This is a genomic window from gamma proteobacterium symbiont of Axiagastus rosmarus, assembly GCF_059730925.1.
Window position 1 is genome coordinate 3,631,574 of record NZ_AP035925.1, and the last position, 17,530, is coordinate 3,649,103.

General features: G+C 58.2%; 18 protein-coding genes, 1 tRNA gene and 1 pseudogene. 11 read left to right on the forward strand and 9 right to left on the reverse strand.

Features of this window, described 5'->3' with window-relative positions:
* Nucleotides 1–45: 45 nt before the first annotated feature.
* Nucleotides 46–339, reverse strand: a complete 294-nt coding sequence (locus tag AC6I8F_RS17220) for a co-chaperone GroES (protein ID WP_021507766.1) — start codon at nucleotides 337–339, stop codon at nucleotides 46–48.
* 194 nt (nucleotides 340–533) lie between these two features.
* Nucleotides 534–986 carry an FxsA family protein gene (locus AC6I8F_RS17225; RefSeq protein WP_152391395.1) on the reverse strand — a complete coding sequence of 151 codons (453 nt, stop codon included), beginning with the start codon at nucleotides 984–986 and terminating at the stop codon, nucleotides 534–536.
* A gap of 375 nt (nucleotides 987–1,361) precedes the next feature.
* Here AC6I8F_RS17225 and aspA point away from each other — a divergent pair, with 375 nt between their 5' ends.
* The 5 genes from aspA (at nucleotide 1,362) to AC6I8F_RS17250 (ending at nucleotide 6,827) form a co-directional block, all read left to right on the forward strand.
* Nucleotides 1,362–2,798 (forward strand): aspartate ammonia-lyase, encoded by a 1,437-nt coding sequence (gene aspA, locus AC6I8F_RS17230; RefSeq protein ID WP_021507768.1) that lies wholly within the window; start codon nucleotides 1,362–1,364, stop codon nucleotides 2,796–2,798.
* Between the two features lie 114 nt (nucleotides 2,799–2,912).
* Nucleotides 2,913–4,214: an anaerobic C4-dicarboxylate transporter gene (locus AC6I8F_RS17235; protein WP_104187997.1), complete on the forward strand. Its 1,302-nt coding sequence runs from the start codon at nucleotides 2,913–2,915 to the stop codon at nucleotides 4,212–4,214.
* An 86-nt stretch (nucleotides 4,215–4,300) separates the two neighbouring features.
* Entirely contained in the window at nucleotides 4,301–5,998 is a 1,698-nt protein-coding gene (locus AC6I8F_RS17240; RefSeq protein WP_498028274.1) for a protein-disulfide reductase DsbD, read from the forward strand.
* A gap of 66 nt (nucleotides 5,999–6,064) precedes the next feature.
* The gene (gene dicD / locus AC6I8F_RS17245) at nucleotides 6,065–6,643 is read left to right on the forward strand and encodes a division control transcriptional repressor DicD (RefSeq protein WP_021507771.1); all 579 of its coding nucleotides are present in this window, start codon (nucleotides 6,065–6,067) and stop codon (nucleotides 6,641–6,643) included.
* 108 nt (nucleotides 6,644–6,751) lie between these two features.
* Nucleotides 6,752–6,827: transfer RNA gene (locus AC6I8F_RS17250), tRNA-Phe, on the forward strand.
* Nucleotides 6,828–6,911: 84 nt separating this feature from the next.
* Here the strand turns inward: AC6I8F_RS17250 and AC6I8F_RS17255 are convergent.
* Nucleotides 6,912–7,211 carry a helix-turn-helix domain-containing protein gene (locus AC6I8F_RS17255; protein ID WP_010615565.1) on the reverse strand — a complete coding sequence of 100 codons (300 nt, stop codon included), beginning with the start codon at nucleotides 7,209–7,211 and terminating at the stop codon, nucleotides 6,912–6,914.
* Nucleotides 7,198–7,563, reverse strand: a complete 366-nt coding sequence (locus tag AC6I8F_RS17260) for a type II toxin-antitoxin system RelE/ParE family toxin (RefSeq protein ID WP_072208530.1) — start codon at nucleotides 7,561–7,563, stop codon at nucleotides 7,198–7,200. Before AC6I8F_RS17260 ends, AC6I8F_RS17255 begins: the two co-directional genes overlap by 14 nt.
* Nucleotides 7,564–7,968: 405 nt before the next feature.
* On the opposite strand from AC6I8F_RS17260, the pseudogene AC6I8F_RS17265 reads away from it, so the two are divergent.
* A pseudogene (locus AC6I8F_RS17265) lies at nucleotides 7,969–8,223 on the forward strand (LysR family transcriptional regulator); the annotation flags it as partial.
* A 94-nt stretch (nucleotides 8,224–8,317) separates the two neighbouring features.
* Here AC6I8F_RS17265 and AC6I8F_RS17270 read toward each other — a convergent pair.
* The gene (locus tag AC6I8F_RS17270; protein ID WP_058774901.1) at nucleotides 8,318–9,487 is read right to left on the reverse strand and encodes a Gfo/Idh/MocA family protein; all 1,170 of its coding nucleotides are present in this window, start codon (nucleotides 9,485–9,487) and stop codon (nucleotides 8,318–8,320) included.
* 10 nt (nucleotides 9,488–9,497) lie between these two features.
* Nucleotides 9,498–10,421: a TIM barrel protein gene (locus tag AC6I8F_RS17275; protein WP_498028275.1), complete on the reverse strand. Its 924-nt coding sequence runs from the start codon at nucleotides 10,419–10,421 to the stop codon at nucleotides 9,498–9,500.
* Between AC6I8F_RS17275 and AC6I8F_RS17280 the strand changes: the two genes are divergently transcribed.
* Entirely contained in the window at nucleotides 10,420–10,590 is a 171-nt protein-coding gene (locus tag AC6I8F_RS17280) for a hypothetical protein (protein WP_165899365.1), read from the forward strand. The two genes, AC6I8F_RS17275 and AC6I8F_RS17280, sit on opposite strands and share 2 nt — an antisense overlap.
* Before the next feature lie 29 nt (nucleotides 10,591–10,619).
* On the opposite strand, the gene AC6I8F_RS17285 is transcribed toward AC6I8F_RS17280, so the two are convergent.
* Nucleotides 10,620–11,639, reverse strand: a complete 1,020-nt coding sequence (locus AC6I8F_RS17285; RefSeq protein WP_498028276.1) for a LacI family DNA-binding transcriptional regulator — start codon at nucleotides 11,637–11,639, stop codon at nucleotides 10,620–10,622.
* Nucleotides 11,640–11,958: 319 nt separating this feature from the next.
* Here AC6I8F_RS17285 and AC6I8F_RS17290 point away from each other — a divergent pair, with 319 nt between their 5' ends.
* Nucleotides 11,959–12,843, forward strand: a complete 885-nt coding sequence (locus tag AC6I8F_RS17290; RefSeq protein ID WP_021507777.1) for a sugar phosphate isomerase/epimerase family protein — start codon at nucleotides 11,959–11,961, stop codon at nucleotides 12,841–12,843.
* Nucleotides 12,844–12,921: 78 nt separating this feature from the next.
* Here AC6I8F_RS17290 and AC6I8F_RS17295 read toward each other — a convergent pair whose 3' ends face one another.
* Nucleotides 12,922–13,932 (reverse strand): Gfo/Idh/MocA family oxidoreductase, encoded by a 1,011-nt coding sequence (locus AC6I8F_RS17295; protein ID WP_166712255.1) that lies wholly within the window; start codon nucleotides 13,930–13,932, stop codon nucleotides 12,922–12,924.
* Between the two features lie 100 nt (nucleotides 13,933–14,032).
* Between AC6I8F_RS17295 and AC6I8F_RS17300 the strand changes: the two genes are divergently transcribed.
* The 3 genes from AC6I8F_RS17300 (at nucleotide 14,033) to AC6I8F_RS17310 (ending at nucleotide 16,325) form a co-directional block, all read left to right on the forward strand.
* Complete coding sequence (locus AC6I8F_RS17300; RefSeq protein ID WP_498027457.1) at nucleotides 14,033–15,052, forward strand: LacI family DNA-binding transcriptional regulator; 1,020 nt, start codon at nucleotides 14,033–14,035, stop codon at nucleotides 15,050–15,052.
* 101 nt (nucleotides 15,053–15,153) lie between these two features.
* Nucleotides 15,154–16,035, forward strand: coding sequence for a glutathione-dependent disulfide-bond oxidoreductase (gene yghU, locus AC6I8F_RS17305; protein ID WP_021507780.1), 882 nt, complete (start codon nucleotides 15,154–15,156; stop codon nucleotides 16,033–16,035).
* Nucleotides 16,035–16,325, forward strand: coding sequence for a DUF1330 domain-containing protein (locus AC6I8F_RS17310; protein WP_021507781.1), 291 nt, complete (start codon nucleotides 16,035–16,037; stop codon nucleotides 16,323–16,325). The genes yghU and AC6I8F_RS17310 overlap by 1 nt, the downstream gene beginning before the upstream one ends.
* A 75-nt stretch (nucleotides 16,326–16,400) precedes the next feature.
* On the opposite strand, the gene AC6I8F_RS17315 is transcribed toward AC6I8F_RS17310, so the two are convergent.
* Nucleotides 16,401–17,495, reverse strand: a complete 1,095-nt coding sequence (locus AC6I8F_RS17315) for a YncE family protein (RefSeq protein WP_125311530.1) — start codon at nucleotides 17,493–17,495, stop codon at nucleotides 16,401–16,403.
* Nucleotides 17,496–17,530 lie beyond the last annotated feature (35 nt).

Consider the following 17,530-nt stretch of genomic DNA (forward strand, 5'->3'; position numbering starts at 1 on the left):
TCAAATATCCCTTAAATTCGTTTCGTTCAGTGAATTACGCGTAAATTACGCTTCAACAATCGCCAGAATGTCGCTTTCAGAGATGATCAGAACTTCTTCGTTGTCGATTTTCTCAGTCTTGGCACCGTAGCCTTCGCTGAAAATCACCAGATCACCCACTTTCACGTCCAGCGGCTTCACGTCGCCGTTTTCCAGGATGCGGCCATTGCCAACAGCCAGTACTTCACCGCGGGTTGATTTGCCTGCTGCAGAGCCGGTCAGAACGATACCGCCAGCAGATTTGGCTTCAACTTCTTTACGCTTGACGATAACGCGATCGTGCAACGGACGAATTTTCATTTGATAGCTCTCCTTTGAGAAGTCCAATCATTCATTTTTGGGTTGAACGCCGGGCTTGAGGGTTCCGGCCTCGTGGAGAGAGAGATAGGGGCAGAAAAGGGGCTTTCAAGGGCAAAAAAATAAAAAATTTTCGTTTGCGTAACAGATGACGAAAAAGACAGCAAAAAGGGCGGCTTACGCCGCCCCGCTTACATTCAGCGATCTTTATCGTGGCCGATACGATCCTGATCTTTGCGCTCAAACTCGCCGTCCATGGTGACGCCGCTATCCGGGCCCTGCCCCGGGCCGCGCCATACGCGCAGGTGCGGCATCAGTTTCAGCGTCAGGTGCTTCTGCACCGGCGGCAGCAACAGCAGCAGGCCGAGGAAATCGGTAAAGAAGCCCGGCAGCAGCAGCAGAAAACCGGCGATGATCAGCGACACGCTTTTGATCATCTCCGCCGCCGGGCTCTCATTACGCGCCAGCTTCTCCTGCATCAGCATAAAGTTCTTCATGCCCTGATTTTTCACCAGCGACACACCAATGCACGAGGTAAAAATCACCAGCAGCATGGTCAGCAGCACGCCGAGCGCTTGCGCCACCTGGATGAAAATTGAGATCTCAATCCAGGCCAGAACAAAAAAAATCACTAACGGTAACCAGCGCACCGATATCTCCTGTGAGTCGCGCCGCCACGCAGCGTGCGGGGCAGCAAAATTGAAGGGTCAGCATGACCATAACGTATGAGATGGGCACGCGGCCGGGGAAATTCAACCGCCGCTGTTAAATTTATGCCACTGACTTAAAATTGCGAAGTACATCACATATCGTTATTACCGCTGGGCCAGCAAATGTCCGTAAAGTGATCTGTGCACAAGCATTTCTGCAGTGACAGAATATGATCGTGCTCGCCAGCCCGAAGATGGATAAAATGTCGGCACTGGTATTCCACGACAATATAATTGCTTCACCTGCACGTTATTCGCCGCCCATCCATTCCGGATGCCCGGCAGTAACACAGCAGCAATAATAAGAAGGTAATCATGGCGAACAACATTCGTATCGAAGAAGACCTGTTAGGCATGCGTGAAGTTCCGGCAGATGCCTATTACGGTGTTCATACTCTGCGTGCGATTGAGAACTTCTATATCAGTAACAGTAAAATCAGCGACATCCCTGAGTTTGTTCGCGGCATGGTGATGGTGAAAAAAGCCGCCGCGCTCGCCAACAAAGAGCTGCAAACCATCCCCCGCCACATCGCCAACACTATCATTCAGGCCTGTGATGAAGTGCTGAACAACGGTAAGTGCATGGACCAGTTCCCGGTTGATGTCTATCAGGGCGGCGCGGGCACCTCGGTCAACATGAACACCAACGAGGTGCTGGCTAACATCGGTCTGGAGCTGATGGGTCACCAGAAAGGTGAATATCAGTATCTCAACCCAAACGATCACGTGAATAAGTGTCAGTCCACTAACGACGCTTATCCTACCGGTTTCCGCATTGCGGTTTACGCCTCGATCCTCAAACTGCTCGACGCGATTGGCCAGCTGAGCGAAGGTTTTCAGCGCAAAGCGGTGGAGTTTGAAAACATCCTGAAGATGGGCCGCACCCAGCTGCAGGACGCGGTGCCGATGTCACTCGGTCAGGAGTTCCACGCGTTCAACGTACTGCTGAACGAAGAGACGCGCAGCATTCTGCGTACCGCCGAACTGCTGCTGGAGGTTAACCTCGGCGCCACGGCGATCGGCACCCGCCTCAACACACCGGACGGCTACCAGCAGCTGGCGGTACAGCGCCTGGCGGAAGTCAGCAACCTGCCGGTGGTGCCCGCCGAAGATCTGATTGAAGCCACCTCAGACTGCGGCGCTTACGTCATGGTGCACTCAGCGCTGAAGCGCCTGGCGGTGAAACTGTCGAAAATCTGTAACGACCTGCGCCTGCTGTCATCCGGTCCGCGCGCCGGCCTGAACGAAATCAACCTGCCGGAACTGCAGGCCGGTTCTTCGATCATGCCTGCCAAAGTTAACCCGGTGGTTCCGGAAGTAGTCAATCAGGTGTGCTTCAAAGTGATTGGCAACGACACCACGGTGACCATGGCTTCTGAAGCCGGTCAGCTGCAGCTCAACGTGATGGAACCGGTGATTGGCCAGGCGCTGTTTGAGTCGATCAGCATCCTGACCAACGCCTGCTACAACCTGCTGGAAAAATGCGTTAATGGCATCACCGCCAACAAAGCGGTCTGTGAAGCCTACGTGTTCAACTCCATCGGTATCGTCACTTACCTCAACCCGTACATCGGCCATCACAACGGCGATATCGTCGGGAAAATCTGTGCTGAAACCGGTAAGAGCGTACGCGAAGTGGTGCTGGAACGCGGTCTGCTGACCGAAGCCGAGCTGGACGATATTTTCTCCATCCAGAACCTGATGCACCCGGAATACAAAGCCAAACGCTACACCGACGAAAACGAACAGTAATCCGTTCCGGATCAAGTCGTCTGAAGCACGCCTGTATACAATACGGCGTGCTTTTTTATTTTGACGTCTATAACTAAAGTGGCTGCGTGTGGCGGCACTTCAGGGAGTGAAACTATGGTAGTGGTGGAATTGCTCATCGTCCTGCTGGCGATCTGGCTGGGTGCGCGCCTCGGCGGCATCGGCATTGGCTTTGCCGGCGGTTTAGGCGTGCTGGTGCTGACGCTGGTTTGCGGCATGAAACCCGGCGCGATCCCGTTTGATGTCATCGAGATCATTATGGCGGTGATTGCGGCCATCGCCGCGATGCAGGTGGCTGGCGGCATGGATTATCTGGTCGGGCTGGCGGAACGCCTGCTGCGCCGCCATCCGCGCTATGTCACGTTTCTTGCGCCGCTGGTGACCTATGTGATGACACTGCTGGCGGGCACCGGTCATACCGCTTTTTCTACCCTGCCGGTGATTGCGGAAGTGGCCAAAGAGCAAGGCGTACGCCCTTCGCGCCCGCTGTCGATAGCCGTAGTGGCGTCGCAAATCGCCATCACCGCCTCGCCGCTTTCGGCCGCGGTGGTATTTTTTGCCTCGATTCTTGAACCGCGCGGCGTCAGTTATCTGGCGCTGCTCGGCGTCGCGCTGCCTGCCACCATGCTGGCCATTTTCTGTGCCGCCGTGATCACCAACTTCCTCGGCAAAGAGCTCAAAGAGGATGACGTCTATCAGGCGCGCCTGGCGAAAGGTGAAGTGACGCTGCGCGGTGAGCAGGTTTATCACATCAAGCCGGGTGCCAGACGCGCGGTGCTGCTGTTCCTGATCGGTATTGCGGCGGTGGTGCTGTACGCGACGGCAATCAGCGACAGCGTGGGCCTGATCAGCAATCCGGTACTGCCGCGTAACGAAGCCATTGTGGTGTTTATGCTGACGGTTGCTACGCTGATTTGCCTGACCTGCAAAGTGGAAACCGGTGAAATCCTCAGTGCCAGCACGTTTAAATCCGGCATGAGCGCCTGTATCTGCGTGATGGGCGTCGCCTGGCTGGGCGATACCTTTGTCAAAGCGCACCTGAGCGACATCCAGACGCTGGCCGGCGACATGCTGCAGAGCTATCCGTGGATGCTGGCGCTGGTGCTGTTCTTTGCTGCCACGCTGCTCTACTCGCAGGCGGCCACCACCAAAGCGCTGATGCCAGCGGCTCTGATGCTCGGCGTGTCGCCGCTGGCGGCGGTCGCCTCCTTCGCCGCGGTGTCCGCGCTGTTCGTGCTGCCCACCTACCCGACGCTGCTGGCCGCGGTGGAGATGGATGACACCGGCTCGACCCGCATTGGGAAGTACGTGTTCAACCACTCGTTTATCATTCCCGGCGTGCTGGCGATTACCTTCTCGGTGGCGTTTGGCTTCCTGTTCGGCAGCCTGATTCTGTAGCGTCGTGGTTACATCCTGAAAACCTCGTGGCGAATGAGCCGTGTTATTATCGCGGCTCATTCGCCACCGGAGCTGATTAATTCGTCATGGCTGCTCGATTTTCCCGCCTGTTAAGCTTGTGCCTGGCACTGCTGTTTTGCCTGTCGGCGCAGGCCAGCCTGTTCTCGCCCACTACCAATAACCGCTTTGTGCCGGTCGATCAGGCCTTTGGCTTTGATTTCAGCCAGCAGGGCCATCAGCTGACGCTGAGCTGGAAAGTGAAGGACGGCTATTACCTCTATCGCCAGCAATTCCACATCAGCGCGCAACACGCGCAGCTGGCGCCGGTCACGCTACCGCCGGGCCAGCCGCACGAAGATGAGTTTTACGGCAAGAGCGAAATCTATCCGCAGGACGTACAGCTGCCGATCACCCTGCGCCAGGCTGATGCCGGAGCAACGCTCAGCGTGACCTATCAGGGCTGCGCCGCGGCCGGTTTCTGCTATCCGCCGGAGACCCGCTCGGTGCCGCTGACGGCGATTGCTGCCGATAGCGCCGCGCCGGCAATCGCGGCATCACCGGCCGCTCACCGCACGCCGCTGCCGTTTTCGCCGCTGTGGGCGCTGCTGATTGGCATCGGCGTGGCCTTTACGCCGTGCGTGCTGCCGATGTATCCGCTGATCTCCGGCATCATTCTTGGTGGCCAGCGCCGCTACTCGCTGGGCCGGCTGTTCGCCCTCGCACTGGTTTACGTGCAGGGCATGGCGCTGACTTACACCCTGCTCGGTATGGTGGTGGCAGCGGCGGGGCTGCGTTTCCAGGCTGCGCTGCAGCATCCTTACGTGTTAATCGGCCTCTCCGTGCTGTTTGTGCTGCTGGCGCTGTCGATGTTTGGCCTGTTCACGCTGCAGCTGCCTGCCAGCCTCCAGACGCGTCTGACGCTGTGGAGCAACCGTCAGCAAGGCGGGTCGCTGGCGGGCGTGTTTATGATGGGCGCACTGGCTGGGCTAATCTGCTCACCCTGCACCACCGCGCCGCTCAGCGCCATCCTGCTGTATATCGCGCAGAGCGGTAATCTGTGGGCCGGAGCCGGCACGCTGTGGCTGTACGCCTTCGGCATGGGACTGCCGCTGATTGCTGTAACGATGTTCGGCAACCGGCTGCTGCCGAAAAGCGGTCCGTGGATGCAGAGCGTAAAAGAGGGTTTTGGCTTTGTGATTCTGGCGCTGCCGGTGTTTCTGCTGGAGCGCGTGCTGGGCGATATCTGGGGACTGCGGCTGTGGAGTCTGCTCGGCGTGGCGTTTTTTGCCTGGGCGTTCAGCCTGAGTCTCAGCGCACGCGGCACAGCGCGCGTGCTGCCGATCATCATGCTGGCGGCCGCGCTGGTGGTGGCGCGCCCGCTGCAGGACTGGGCATTTGGCAGCAGCAGTACGCAAAGCGTCGCGCACCTGCCGTTCCAGCGCATCAGCAACAGCCAGCAGCTGGATAGCGCATTACAGCAGGCGCAGGGCCGTATCACCATGGTCGATCTCTATGCCGACTGGTGCGTGGCCTGCAAAGAGTTTGAAAAATACACCTTCAGCGATGACGGCGTGCGCAGCGCCCTGAGCAACGTGCAGCTGCTGCAGGCTAACGTGACAGCCAATAACGCGCAGGATAATGCGCTGCTGCAGCATCTGCAGGTGCTTGGCCTGCCGACCATCCTGTTCTTCGATGCGCAGGGCAAAGAGATTGCCGATTCACGCGTCACCGGCTTCCTTAACGCCGCGGATTTCCGCGCCCATTTGCACAATCTGCCGCGTTAAACGAAACTGGTTGCACGACACTGCCCGGGCGCACGCGTTCGGGCCCGCATTCCGGAGGAGAGTCTTTTGCAACGCGAACAGATCCTTGAGCATGCGCTGAATGTGCTCGAACAGAGCGGCCTGGCCGCGACTACCTCGCTGCAGCAGCTGGCTGGCGAAAGCGGCCTCGCCAGCGATCAGCTGGAGCGCTACTGGCCCGATCGCGATGCCCTGCTGTATGACGCGCTGCGCTTTCACGGCCAGCAGATCGACAGCTGGCGCCGCCAGGTGCAACTGGATGAGCGCCTCAGTGCGGCACAAAAGCTGCTGGCGCGTTACGACGTGCTGGCAGAGCACGTCAGTAAAGGCCGCTTTCCTGGCTGCCTGTTTATTGCCGCCTGCAGTTTCTATCCCCAGCCGGATCAGCCGGTGCACCAGCTCGCCGAACAGCAGAAGCGCAGTTCCTGGCAGTTCACCCATGAAATCCTCGTCGACCTGGCGCTGGACAACCCCAGCATGGTGGCCGATCAGATGGAGCTGATCCTCGAAGGGTGTCTGAGTAAGCTGCTGGTGAAGCGCAACGTGCAGGATGTCGCTACCGCGCGGCGTCTGGCTGAAGATGTGCTGAGCATCGCGCTGTGCCGGCAAAACGGCGCGCTGGCGTAGGCTTTTTGTTCACCCTGCCTGAAAAGCAGGCAATCAGTCACGATTGCTACGCTTTTTTTACGAAACCCGTTGACGGCTGTGAGCCATTAGGGTTTAATGCGCCCCGTTGCCCGGATAGCTCAGTCGGTAGAGCAGGGGATTGAAAATCCCCGTGTCCGTGGTTCGATTCCGCGTCCGGGCACCACTATTCAGAAAACCCAGCCTTATGGCTGGGTTTTTGCTTTTCTGCGCCGGCAGAATCGCTCACCCTGCAGCCTGGCAGAAACTCTTAAAGCTGGAAAATCCGCCCGTCACCGGCTGGCAGTTCAACGGTTACGCTCAATTTTCCGCCTAACGCCTCAACGTACTTTTTCAGGCTGGAGAGTTTCAGTTCATCACCACGCGCCTCGATGGCTGCAATAGCAGGTTGCGAAACACCCATCTTTTCAGCCAACTGTACCTGTGAAAGCGCCAGTTCTTCCCGCAGCTGGCGCAAACGAATCTCGAGGATTTTTTCCGCCGCCTTATTTCTGATGCGCGCCTGTGATTCAGGCGAACGCTGAGCAATCAGGTCTTCAAGTTTTGGCATGATTCATCTCCTCCAGATGCTGTTGATACTCGCGGTCAGCCAGTTTAATCATCGCCTGATAAAAGCGCCGCTGATGCGTTCCGGTTTTGTTTCCCGCGCAGAGCACAATGGCCCGTCTGACCGGATCGAAGGCAAAAAACGCACGAATCGCCCGGCCATTACTCTGAACACGGAGTTCTTTCATATTGGAAAAACGCGACCCGACGAGGGTATCAACATCAGGCCGCCCTAACGTGGGCCCGAACTCCCTGAGAACCGCCAGGCTGGCCAACACATCCTCAATCATCGCGTCATCCTGCGCCTGCAGCCATGTGGCAAAGCGCACGGTGGTTTCTACCTTCCAGCTGTTCAAAATCACCTCATATAACCTGTAGTTTATAGCGCCCTGATATAAACCGGAAGTTATATTGAAAAGATGACCTGTATCATGCCGGATGCCAGCATCGCTGGGGACGTGTTCAGCTTGTGCGGAGTAGCTGAAAAAACTGCAATCCCATGCAATATCGATTAGCTCCATTACAACCCTGACTGCTTTGGCCCCATTTGCGCGACGCGTCGCACACTTTTGCGATTGCGCCCAAACCTTTCCAGCGAATTGCGCCACCGGTCACGCCGCGTGGCGCGTGTCGATGTTAAAAAACTGTTAATCGTAGTGCCTGCCTGCCGTCGTGGCGTTTGACCTTAACTCAGCGTCTGCTGCATCTCACCGTGCCGGACGCTTTTGATACACCGAATCGTGTCGCCAGAGGGAGTAATCGTGAACCTTCGTCGCCTTAAATATTTCATCAAAATCGTCGACGCGGGCAGCCTGACGCAGGCCGCTGAAAGTTTGCATATTGCGCAACCGGCGCTAAGCCAGCAGCTTGCCACGCTGGAGGGAGAAGTGAATCAGCAGTTACTGATCCGCACCAAACGCGGCGTAACGCCTACCGAAGCGGGGAAAATGCTTTACCATCATGCCTTCACTATTTTGCACCAGTGCGAACAGGCACAGCGCGCCATCGATCAGATCGCCGCAGCAACTGCAGAAGGCATGCGCAGCGGCTCCCAATAAAGCACGGATGCCGCCCCGCTGCCTCGCACTCCGGTTAAATTTCGTCAGCTAATTAGCACTCAACCCACACCGCACCGGCATCCGCCGATTTGACACACTGTTCCACCCAGCGTACCCCCATCAGCCCGGCGTGCACGTCCGGATACCAGAAATCCTGCAGGAAGGCGTGATCGCCGCGGTCGGTGGCATCCATCGCCAGCGCAAAACGGCGATAGAGATTCGACCAGGCTTCAAATAATCCTTCGGGATGGCCGCCACCAATACGGTCATCGGCCAGCGCGCTGGCGTGCAGATAACCCATGCCGCGCTCAAGAATCTGCACCGGCTCGCCCTGCACTTCATAGCGCAGCTGGTTTGGCTGTTCGTCCCACCACTCCAGACTGGCTCGGGCCCCCACCACGCGAATTTTCTGGCCGTGCATCGATCCGCAGTTCACCGCTGACGCCCACAGCGTACCGACCGCACCGTTGTCATATTCCATCATCACAAAGGCGTTATCTTCCAGCGGCGCACGCGAGGCCACAAAGCTCTGGCGGCTGCACAGCAGGCGTTTTATTTGTAACTGCGGCAACAGGGTTTCAGCGATAAACAGCGGATGGGTGGCCAGATCGCCCAGCACATAGCTCGGGCCAACAAAACGCGGATCGACGCGCCATTTGGTGCTGGCATTCTGCAGCTCCACCGCTTCGTGATGAAAGCCGTGAGCAAACTGCATGTTCACAATGCGGATCTCACCCAACAGCCCGTCAGCAATCATGGTGCGCGCCTGCTGAATCAGCTGATGCCCGGCATAACCGTAGGTCACGCCGATGATTTTCTGCTGCGCTTTACACAGTTGCTGCAGTTCCTCAGCTTCAGCGGAGGTGAAACACAGCGGTTTTTCACACACCACGTGCAGCCCGGCGCTGAGCGCAGCGCGGCAGATAGCAAAGTGCGTATTGTTCGGCGTGGCGATGGAGACGGCTTCAATGCCATCAGCACGCGCGGCTTCCGCTTTAAACAGGGTTTCGTAATCGCTATAGCAGCGCTCCGCCGCCACGCCCAGCGCGCGACCAAACGCTTGTCCGCGCTCCGCATCAATATCAAACGCACCCGCCACTAAGGTGAAGTTGCCGTCGCGTAAAGCAGCGGAACGGTGGATGTAACCGATCTGGCTGGTGCCGCCGCCGCCCACCATGCCCCAGCGCAGCGCGCGATCCAGTACTTTGCTCCCGTTAATCATGCTGTTCTCCTCAGAATCCGATGGAATGCAGGTAGTGCAGGCTGGCCGTGACGTCCTGCAGACTGGTGGCGGCATTGCGCGGATCGCGCTCCTGCTCGATGGTGATCCAGCCCTGATAGTGACGTTCAGCGAGAAACGCCCGCAGCGCCGGGTAATCAATCGCGCCCTGGCCAAGCGGGCACATCACGCCCTCGGCACAGGCAGTGAAAAAGTCGACGCCGCGCGCAATCACATCGCGCCAGACGGCCGCATTAATGTCTTTGAAATGCAGATAGTCGATGCGCGACCAGTAGCGTTGCAGCCAGGTCTGCGGATCCATGCCGGAATAAAAAAGATGGCCGGTATCGAGACACAGTCCGGCGACCTCGTGCGGGATGTCCTGCACCAGCTGCTCCAGTTCATCGGCAAACTCAATGCAGCCACCGGCATGAGGATGAATCACCGGTCGCACGCCGTAGTCGTGCCAGGCGATGTGACTGAGCTGAGTGATGTGCTGCATCATGCGCTGCCAGTCTGCGGGTGCCAGGCGCGGCGCTTTCTCTGTCTGACCAGCAAATTGCGCCCGCTGCGGGTTACCGAAATCGATAATCACCAGATAGGGAGCGGGCCGGTTATCACCGTGCGTGCGTGCCGCGCACGGCACCTGCGACAGGTTGCGGCAGATGTTGTGCGTCAGCTCAACCATCGCCGGGAAATTCGCCTCGCTGACCAAATCATCAAAAATGGTGCCGGCCACCAGCGACAGCTGATGCACTTCCAGCTGCTGGCGCAGTTCGGCGGCATCGGTCGGCAGATAGCGCCACGGCCCGAGTTCAATGCTGCGGTAACCGGCCTGGGCCGCCTCGCGCAGCACCGTTTGCCATGGCGGCAGAAAAGGATTGTCAGGATCGTCTACGCCCCAGCTGCAGGGCGCATTGGCAATGTGTAGGGTCATGATGGTTCCTTATGATGAGGGCTGGCGTCAGTATCAAATAGATATTTCACCAACCTCAATCATGGAACTTTCATTCTTTGATAGCGATCATAAATTTAATTATCAAATTTTTGATATATTTTTATCAAATGCTGTCGTCATGCGCGCTGGCGTGGCTGTCGCCCGGTGAGCGATAACAAAGGGTGACTGCGCAACGCCTCAGACATTTTCCCGCATGACGATCTCAAACGGCAGGGTGACCTGAGAAAAATGGTCGCTGCGCTCAGCGTGACGTTGCAGCACGGTTTGTGCCAGCTGTCGTGCCATGTCAGCGATCTGATGGCGCAGCATCACCGTGATGGTGCCATCTATCAGCGCCAGGTCGCCGTCATTGACCGGGCCGTGACAAATCAGCGCCACCTTACGCTGCGGCTGCTCACGCAGCGCCTGAACGACCCCTTCTATACCGCCACACGGCGCGTAGATCAGCGCCAGATCGGCATGTTGCTCCAGCAGCTGGCGGGTCGCCTGATAACCACCGGCAATCGATTCGTGGGTTTTGAGCGGTTCCAGCACGCGCCGCGCACTGTCCTGCTCGCGCAGATACGAGCGAAAACCACTCTCGCAGTTCTCCTGACAGATAAAGCGGTGATCCCCCAGCAGCACGCCCGCCGGACCCGGCTGATGCAGCAGATGGCTGGCGATCCAGCCCGCGCTACGCCCGGCTTTCTGATTATCCAGGCCGAAATAGCCAGCATGCCCACAGGGCGAGAAGTCAGAAAACAGCGCGTAGACGCGCACGCCCTGACGCGAAACGTGCGCTATCGCGTGGCGGATCAGCGGATGATCCAGCGCCACCACGCCGATAGCATCCACCTGCTCAGCCAGCCGGTAGAGCGAATCCACCACCGCTGCCACCTCATCAATCTCGTGCCAGACAAACAGCGGCTCGCTGCCGGCCGGATGAAATGGCTGCGTCTGCTGGCGCAGCGCATCGGTTAGCGTTTGATAAAAAGAGTACGAAGCCGACAGCAGGATAAACCCCATGCGCAGCGTCACGCCGTCGCTCTGCGCACTGAGCGGGGCGTGGCTACTGCGGTAACCCAGCCGATGCGCCGCTGCCAGTACTTTCTGTTCGGTCTGCGCCCGCACCGGCGCGCGGCGATTGAGCACCCGATCCACGGTGGCGATCCCCACCCCGGCAGCGGCGGCAATCGCGCTCATGGTAATTTTGCTCATCGTTAAGCCCTTTAATGATAATAAACTATCAAAAATAATGCCTGACGTTATGCTTTCACGCCATATAAGCCGGTCGTTATCTCTCAATTAATGAGAAAATCCTCTCATTCTTTTGATCGCTGTCGCACAAACACCATCATCCGTTTCATTTCTCACGCAAATAGAATAATTATTTGGCAAATATCGCCGCAGCGTGTCGCCGGCACTGATGGAAATGCATCAGCAAAGCATTAGAGCCGGTGCCGGGCTGTTTTTATAGTTGACGCGACACCAGCCGCCGATTGCGGTGGTGGGTAACGTAACGCGCAGGAGAACAACAATGAAAATCGCTTTTGATGTGGATGTTATCCGCGATCTCGGCATCACGCGTATGGTGCATCAGGTCGCGGAGTGGGGTTATAAATACATTGAACAGTCGCCGCATCCGCAAATCAATCCGTTCTATAAACACCCGAAAGCCAGCCGGGAGATCATGCGCGAGTACAAAAATGCGCTCAACGCTACCGGACTGGAAATCTCCTCGTTTATTACCGTCTATCGCTGGTCGGGACCGGATGAGCTGCGGCGCCAGGCGGCGGTGAAAAACTGGAAGCGAATGATTGAGATTGCCGTGGAGATGGGCGTGCAGGTGATCAATACCGAGCTCTCCGGTAACCCGAACGAACCCGAAATCTGCGAAGAGATGTTCTATCGCTCAATGGACGAGCTGCTGCCGATTTTCGAGCGTGAAGGGATTCGCGTGGAAATTCAGGCGCATCCGTGGGATTTCTGCGAAGAGAGCAATGAAACGGCCGATATCGTCAAGTCGTTCCGCAGCGACAACGTCAAATACATCTACAGCGCACCGCATACGTTCTACTATGACAAGGGCAAAGGCGACGTGAAGAGTATGCTGCATTACGCTGGCGACGATCTTTCGCACATGCTGATTGCCGATACCATGAACCACACCAAACACTGTCGCTATATCGTTAACCCGCCGGGTGTCGATGCCACTATCCACCAGCACGTGGCTGTTGGCGAAGGTGAGGTGAATTTCGACGCGCTGTTCGAAGCGCTGCGCGAGATGGATTTCGCTAACCGCCACTATAAAGTGGGCGGCGAGTCGATTATCTCCGCCGCGCTATTTGGCTATCCGGAGAAGATGAAGTATCAGGCTGTGGAAACCCGCGAGCTGATTGAGCGCGAGCTGCTGAATCTGTAAGTTGCATGCACTATCAGCCCCCTCTCCCGCCTGCGGGAGAGGGTTGGGGTGAGGGCAAACGCCATCGCCCACTCCCCATCAAACCGTCACCCACTCCACCTCAACAAACTCGCCGCGCGTCAGCGACAGCTGCGCCGCTTCCGCGATGGCCTGCGCGCGCAGCCCGTCAATCAGCCCCGGCAGAGCAGCCACTTTCTCGCCGCCAAGATGGCGCACAAACGCATCGAGATGGCTGTAATAGGTCTCCTGTACCCGGCTGAACCAGTCCGCATACAGCCCCGGCTGGCGGATGTGCTGCCCCTGATACAGCGTTGCACCGCGCACCGCCTGGCTTTCCGACGCCAGCATGCCCAGGCTGCCCATCACGCTGATGCGCTCGTCATAACCGTAAGCGGTACGACGGGCATTATCGAGCTGCGCCAGCGCGCCCTGCTGCAGGCGCATAATCAGCACTGAGGTATCGACGTCAATGTCGCGGATCGCCGGCATCGCCAGCGCGGCACCGAGCGCGCCCACGGTGACCACTTCATCCTCAGTTAGCCAGCGCAGCAGATCGAAAAAGTGGATGGCCTGGTCGCGCATCTGTCCGCCGGACGCCTGCAGATAGCTCAGCGGCGGCAGTTCAGAGGCGCGGCACACCATCTGGATGAGCTCGCTGCGTCCAATCACGCCCTGCTGCAGCTGGGCTTTCAGTTGTGCATGGCTGCGATCAAAACGCCGATTGAATCCTACCGTCACCGGCACCTGCAGCGGGGAAATGCTGGCTACCACTTCCCGGGCGCGTGACAGCGACAAATCGATCGGTTTTTCACAGTACACCGCTTTGCCCGCCAGTACCGCCTGCTCCAGTAGCGGAGCGTGGGTCGGCGTCGCACTGGCAATCAGCACCGCATCAATGGCCTCACTGCTCAGCGCCTGCGGCACGCTGGCGGCCCGCGCCCCAAACTGCTCTGCCAGCGCAGCGGCGCGCGCGGTGTCTATATCGCACACCAGCGCCAGCTCAACGCCGGGATGGCGCGCCAGGTTTGCGGCATGCACCTGGCCAATAAATCCACAGCCAATCAAGGCAAAACGTTGCGCACTGCGCATGATAACGCTCCTGTTGCTCACACTTCGGCATCGTCGGTCTTGTCAAAATATCGCTTTCTGGCAGGCTGTCTGAACGCGGTTTTTGATGGAATTCACTCAGATGAAAACAATGACGCTGGCCGAACTGGCTAAGCGGGTGGGCGTGGGCGTCGCCACGGTGGATCGGGTGCTGAACGACCGGGGCGGCGTGTCGCCCGCGATGACGAAAAAGATTTTACTGGCGGCGCGCGAAGCGGGTTTGAAACGCATCCTGCCGGAGGAGCACCGCCACGCGTGGCAGATAGAGGTGCTGCTGAGCGGTAACGGCTCCTTCTTCTTTCAACAGCTGGCGCAGGATTTTGCCCGGCTGGCGGATGAGCTCGGCTATCGTCGCCTGCGGCTGCACCGCACGCTGATTCCGGAGCATGCGCCCGAAAAGCTGGCGGCGCATATCGAAGCCAGCAGCAAAAAGATGGACGGGCTGATTGTTTTCGCCCATGAAAATCCGCTGATTTACGCGGCGCTTGAGGCCTGTAAAGCGCGTGGCGTACCGGTCATCACGCTGGTGGCCGATCTGCCTGATGCGCCGCGCCTGTGCCATGTCGGTATTGACCAGCTGAAGGCGGGACGCACCGCCGCGCTGATGCTCGGCAGCATGCTGCCCGTGGCGGGAGATGTGGTGCTGGTTAGCGGTCGCGCTGATTACGCCGCGCACCGTCTGCGCATCGAAGGGTTTCAGGCAGTGCTGGCGGAGCGCTTCCCGCATCTGCGGCTGCGGGAGATCATCGCAGGCCAGGACGAGCGCGAGCGCATCAGCCGGCTGCTGGAGAAAACGCTGGCCGCATCGCAGCACATTGTCGGCTTGTACAATACCGGCATGGGCAACACGCAGATTCACGAAGCGCTGGCGCGCCACCGGCTGTGCGGCAAGGTGATATATGTTACGCACGAACTTTACCAAACCACGCGTGAGCTGCTGGCCAAACGCGTGCTGACGCTGACGCTCGATCAAAACACCCTGCGTCACGCACAGCTGGCGCTGACGCTGCTGCTGCGACATCTGGAAGAGGGTGAGCAACCAGAGACCTATCAGCCCGGTAAAGTCGACTTTATGCTGTTTACGCAAGAGAATTTTGCCTGATTCGACTTTGTCTTTTATCGCCAGCGCGGTTAAATCGGCGTGATAGCGTGCTGCTACACTCAGTAGCAGCAAAAATCTTCTCACAACAAGGCGAACGCATTATGTCGGAAAATCAGTATCAGCCCGCGAAAGTCTGGACCTGGGACCCGGAAGCCAAAGGTAACGGGGCGAAGACTAACCGTCCAACCGCCGGGCCGACGCATGAGCAAACGCTGCCGGTCGGTAAGCATCCGCTGCAGCTCTATTCGCTGGGGACGCCAAACGGCCAGAAAGTGACCATTCTGCTGGAAGAGCTGCTGGCGCTCGGCGTGCAGGAAGCGGAGTATGACGCCTGGCTGATCCGCATCGGCGATGGCGATCAGTTCTCCAGCGGCTTCGTTGAGGTTAACCCCAACTCAAAAATTCCGGCGCTGCGCGACCACTCGATCACGCCGCCACTGCGCGTGTTTGAATCCGGCAATATCCTGCTCTATCTGGCAGATAAATTCGGCCACTTTATTCCCTCTGACGTGGCGGGCCGCACTGAAACCCTGAACTGGCTGTTCTGGCTGCAGGGATCCGCGCCGTACCTTGGCGGCGGTTTCGGCCACTTCTATCACTACGCACCAGAGAAAATTGAATACGCCATTAACCGCTTCACGCTGGAAGCCAAACGTCAGCTTGATGTGCTGGATCGCCAGCTGGCGGACCACCGTTTCCTCGCCGGCGACGAATATACCATTGCCGATATCGCAACCTGGCCGTGGTACGGCAATCTGGTGCTGAACAACCAGTACGGTGGCGGCGAATTCCTCGATGTGCAGTCGTACAAAAATGTGGTGCGCTGGGCAAAAGAGATTGCCGACCGTCCGGCGGTGATCCGCGGGCGTAAAGTGAACCGGGCATTTGGCGCCGAGCCGCAGGATCAGCTGCTGGAACGGCACGATGCGAGCGATTTTGATACCAATACTGAAGACAAGCGTCAGGCGCGAGGCGAACAATAATGGCCGCATATGTCGTTATGATTAAAGACGAAACGCTGGATAAAGATGAGCTGGCCACCTATTCGCAGAAAGCCGGCGCGGCGCGTGGCGATCACCACATCACGCCACTGGCTTTTTACGGCGATCTGGAGGTACTGGAAGGGCGCGATGCTGAAGGCGTGGTGGTGCTGCAGTTTGAAGATGCCGAGGCCGCCAAAGCCTGGTACTTCAGCCCGGCCTACCAGGAAGCCAAAGCGCATCGCCTGAAAGGCGCCAACTACCGCGTACTTCTGGTGAACGGCGTGGCGTAATGGATGACGTAACCCGTGGCTAAGCACGGGTTATCTGCGGCGCGATCCCTCGCGCCGCGATTAAACCCAGCGCGGTTAATCCAGCGTAATCCGCACCACGCTATCCGGCCCTTGCGGCGAGCGATCTTTATTGAGTCCCTGCTTCACCGTCACGTACAGCGTCTGACCATCTGGCGACACCAGCAGGCTGTTAGGGTGGGTCGGCAGCGCCCAGCTATTTTTCACTGCGTAGGTCGTCGCGTCCAGCTGCAGCACTTTGCCGCCGAGTCGCTGGCTGATGTAAATCTCGTTGCGCTTCGCATTGAATTTGATGCCAAGCGAATCGCCGACATCCAGGCGTTTGATCACCTTACCGCTGCGCTCATCGAACACCAGCGTGGTTTTGCCCTTTGAATTGTCAGTGACGTACAGGCGGCCATTGGCGGCATCTTCGGCCAGATTTAACAGCAGATACTCCTTGCCATCGCCTGGCGTCCAGCGCTGCTCAATTTTGTGACTGCGCGGATTAATCACCAGCACTTCGCCACTGCCGTTCGCCGCGTAAATACGGTCGGTTGACGCCGAATAGAGCAACCCTGTCACCCACTTACCGGCGTTTTTGATGGTGGTTTTCAGCCGCAGCGTATTTGCATCGACCACCCAAATCATCGCCGGATTCTCAATCGCACCGATGTATAGCAGGCCGTCATGCAGCAGGATTTCACGCGCGCCAACCGGATTGCCTTTGTCGTTTTTCAGGCCAAACAGCAGACGCTGCAGCACTTTACCGCTTCTGGCGTCCACTTTCGTCACGCCACCGTCCAGCGTGTTGGTAATGTACAGCACGCTGCCGTCCGGTGAAGCCGTCATGCCAAAGTTTTTCAGATCGGTGTGGGTTTCGCCCAGCGTTGCCAGCGTGCGGGCATCCAGACGATACAGCACGCCACCGTTGACGGTTTTAAATGCCTGCGCGCTGGCCACATACAGCGCAGCCGGATCGCCCGGCACATAGGCCATTTCATACAGGCCGTCGCCCAGTTCACGCTGCTGTACCTTCTCCGCTGCCGCTGGCTTAGCCGCGGCGGCAGGCGCTACTGATTTTTTAGCCGGCGCCTGACAGGCGCTCAGGCTCATGGCTGCCAGCAGCGCCAGAGCCAGCGCGGTGGCGCGCGGGCGTAATGATGAAGTCATTGCTGTCTCCGGTAAGGACCGATGGGTTACCTGCG